The sequence below is a fragment of the Aestuariivirga sp. genome (assembly GCF_046093005.1).
Classification (GTDB): domain Bacteria; phylum Pseudomonadota; class Alphaproteobacteria; order Rhizobiales; family Aestuariivirgaceae; genus Aestuariivirga.
In genome coordinates this window covers 1-3,359 of record NZ_JBJTER010000099.1, presented here as the reverse complement: position 1 = coordinate 3,359, position 3,359 = coordinate 1, and the positions used below count along the sequence as shown (strand labels likewise).

Genomic DNA, 3,359 nt, shown 5'->3' with positions numbered 1-3,359 from the left:
TGCGGCGGAAGAGCGAATGGTTCCGGGTGGTGGCCATCGACCATGCCGGGTGCGCGATGCCGATGAACGCGCCGGCCTCGCGCGCGCGCCGCGCGATCGCCGCACCGGTCTCGCCCTCGAGGTTGCGCCTGAAGTCGAGCGGCAGTCCGGCGGCCACGATGTGCCAGAGCTCGCCCACCGCGGTCTCGGGCGCGTGCAGCTCGGCGCCGAGCAGCGTGGTGAAATTGTTGGAGCGGAAGCCGCGCGTATCGGCGATTGGGTAATCGAAATGATCGATGAAGTGCTCCGAGAGCTGCATGAAGTCATAGCCGGCGTTCTTGTAGGCCTCGACCACCGCGGCGGGTTCGAGCGCGCCATCCGAAAGGTTGGAATGAGTGTGCAGGTTGCCGCGCCAGAAACGTCCGGGGGCGGCAAAGGGTGCGAGCAGGGCCATGATGATCGATTTCCTTGAAGCTCAAATGCTCATCTGCATGCCGAGTTCGACGACCCGGTCCGGCGGGATGCGGAAGAACTCGATGGCGCGAGACGACTGGTTGGTCATCATGATGAACAGACGCTGCTGCCAGTAGGGGAGTGCCGAGCGCGCCGACATGCGGATCACGCGGCGGCCGAGGAAATAGGAGGCCTGGCGCGGGTCGATCTCAAGGCCGAAGGGCGCGCAGGCGCGCAAGGCCTTGGGCAAGTCCGGCTGCTCCATGTAGCCGAAGCGGGCTTCCACCAGCCAGGCGCCGAGCGGCAGCCGCTTCACTGACACCCGCTCTTCGGTTTCGATTCGCGGCTCGCTCGTCGTTTCCGCGGAGATGAACACCAGCCGGTCATGCAGCACGCGGTTGTGCTTGAGATTGTGCATGAGCGCGCTGGGCGCAAAGAGCGGGTCCGTCTGCAGGAACACGGCGGCCCCGGCCACCCGGGTCGGCTGGCGGCGCTCCAGGCTTTCGAGCAGCGGCACCAGTTCGACCGACTCTTTCTTCAGCTTGTCGGCCAGCGCCCGGCGCCCGCGCATCCAGGTGACCATGAGAAGAATGATGCTGGAGCCCAGCAGGACGGGCATGTAGCCGCCGTCGTCCAGCTTCAGTCCATTGGCGGTAAGGAAGGTTGCTTCGATGACGAAAATCAGCACCAGCGCCGGAATGACGATGAGGCGCGGCAGGTTGCGCGATGTCCAGAAGAAGATGATGGCCAGGACGGTGTCGACGATCATCGCGGTGTTGACCGCGATGCCATAGGCTGACGCCAGATTGCTGGAGGACTGGAACACGAGGACGAGGATGATGACGCCAACGAGAAGGAGCCAGTTGATCTGGCCGACATAGATCTGGCCCAGCTCCGTCTCGCTGGTGTGGGTGATGCCCATGCGCGGGAACAGCCCCAGCAGGATCGCCTGCTGCGCAATCGAAAACGCCCCGGTAATCACCGCCTGAGAGGCAATCACCGTGACGGCGGTGGCGAGCAGCACCAGCGGAATGACCAGCCAGCCCTCGACCATCAGAAAGAATGGGTTCGACACCGACTCGGGGTGAGAGATGATGAAGGCGCCCTGGCCGAGGTAGTTGAGGATCAGGCCGGGAAACACCACGCAGAGCCAGGCGATACGGATCGGCCTGGCGCCGAAATGGCCCATATCGGCATAGAGCGCCTCGCCACCGGTGACCGCCAGGAAGACGCCGCCGAACACCAGCAGCGCCAGGCCGGGACGTTCGATCAGCATCGACAGCCCATGCGCGGGATTGACGGCGCTGAGAATGCCAAGATCATCCCAGATGTGGAAAAGGCCCATGACACCAAGTGTTGCGAACCATACAAAGGTGACCGGCGCGAACAGCGAGGCAACGCCGGCGGTGCCTTTGTACTGGAACACAAACAGCGTGATTAGAATGCACAGGGTGAGCGGCACCACATAGGGAGCGAAGCCCTCATTCACGACCTTGAGCCCCTCCACCGCCGAAAGCACCGACATGGCGGGGGTGATCATCGCGTCGCCAAAGAAGAAAGCGGCGCCGATGATGCCGAGAAACAGCACGAAGCCGCCCTTGCGCTTGAGCAGTGTCTCGACCAGCACGACCAGAGACAGAATGCCGCCCTCGCCGCGGTTGTCGGCACGCATCAGGAACACGACGTATTTTAGGGTCACGATCAGGATCAGCGCCCAGATCAGCAGCGAGGCGACCCCGATGACCGCGGCGCGCAGATCGCCGCCGCTTTCCACGACCGGGTGCAGCGCCTCGCGCATCGCGTAAAGCGGGCTCGTGCCGATATCGCCAAACACCACGCCGACCGAGGCGAAGGCAAGCTTCAGCGTATTCTTGGAGGCGCCATGCGGCGCATCGGAAGGGGGGTGCATGGATTGGCGCCCGCGGCGCTGCTCCCTGTTAATCCACGGCGGCTATTCGGCCGTCACGACGGCGCGGCATTCAGCAGGAAGCGATGCCAGAGTCAAGGGCGGCGGGGGCTTGACAGGCTTGTCCGGCTTCTTGGCGGGGGGCGGCTGCTCGATCCGCTTCCACGGCGCGTTGCCAAGCCAGTAGGCGAGTTCCTCGCCGCAGCCGGTGCCGTCCTTGGGGCTGGGTTCAGGCTGGTTCTTGCACGCCTTGTCACCCGCCGGGCAGCGCATGCGGATGTGGAAGTGGTAGTTGTGCCCATAATAGGGCCGCACCTTGGCGAGCCACGATCGGTCACCCTTGGCCCATTTGCACAGCTCCGCCTTGATCGGCGGATGCACGAAAATCCGTGCCACGTCCGGATAGGAAGCGGCGCGCTTGATCAGCCTGGCATGAGCTTCCGTCCACACGTCCGGATCGATGCGCTTGCGGTCCTTCACCACCAGGGTGGGCTTCACGTTCTCAAGCTCCTGCTTGCTCAACTTGCGGTCAGGCATGGGCCTCAGCCAGATATCCACGTCAAGGCCGACCTGATGGCTGGCATGGCCGGATGGCATGGGTCCACCGCGCGGTTGCGAGATGTCGCCCACGAGCAAGCCGTTCCAGCCGTCCTGTTGTTTGGATTCAAGCGCCAGTTTCTCGATCAGCTCGACGAGTTGTGGCTGGCCCCAGTAACGGTTGCGTGACAGCCGGATCACCTGCCAGGCTGGCCCGTCGACCGGCAAGGCCACGCCACCCGCCATGCAGCCCCGCGCGTAGGAGCCGATCGAGCGGGCCCGCAGGCTCCTGGTCGGCGTATCCTGCGCGCTGAACACCTTCTTGGCGGGAAGCTTCATCAGCTGCTTGTCGCTCATGGCGGCCAGCGCCTGCGTGTCCTTGAGCGATTGCTCCTGCGCCACCACGAGCCCCGCCGGACCGGCGAGCAGGGCGATGACGAGCAGGGCCCGGCGAATCACGCCCGCCGTCATTTCTTGCGGAACC

General features: G+C 64.5%; 3 protein-coding genes. All 3 read right to left on the bottom strand.

The window, feature by feature from the left end; all coding sequences use genetic code 11:
• Positions 1 to 433: PHP domain-containing protein (locus ACKOED_RS08825; RefSeq protein WP_408916228.1), on the bottom strand; the 433-nt coding region annotated here is incomplete at its 3' end.
• A 21-nt stretch (positions 434 to 454) separates the two neighbouring features.
• Positions 455 to 2,341: a potassium transporter Kup gene (locus ACKOED_RS08820; protein WP_408916227.1), complete on the bottom strand. Its 1,887-nt coding sequence runs from the start codon at positions 2,339 to 2,341 to the stop codon at positions 455 to 457.
• Positions 2,342 to 2,383: 42 nt separating this feature from the next.
• Positions 2,384 to 3,346, bottom strand: coding sequence for a penicillin-insensitive murein endopeptidase (gene mepA, locus ACKOED_RS08815; protein ID WP_408916229.1), 963 nt, complete (start codon positions 3,344 to 3,346; stop codon positions 2,384 to 2,386).
• Positions 3,347 to 3,359 lie beyond the last annotated feature (13 nt).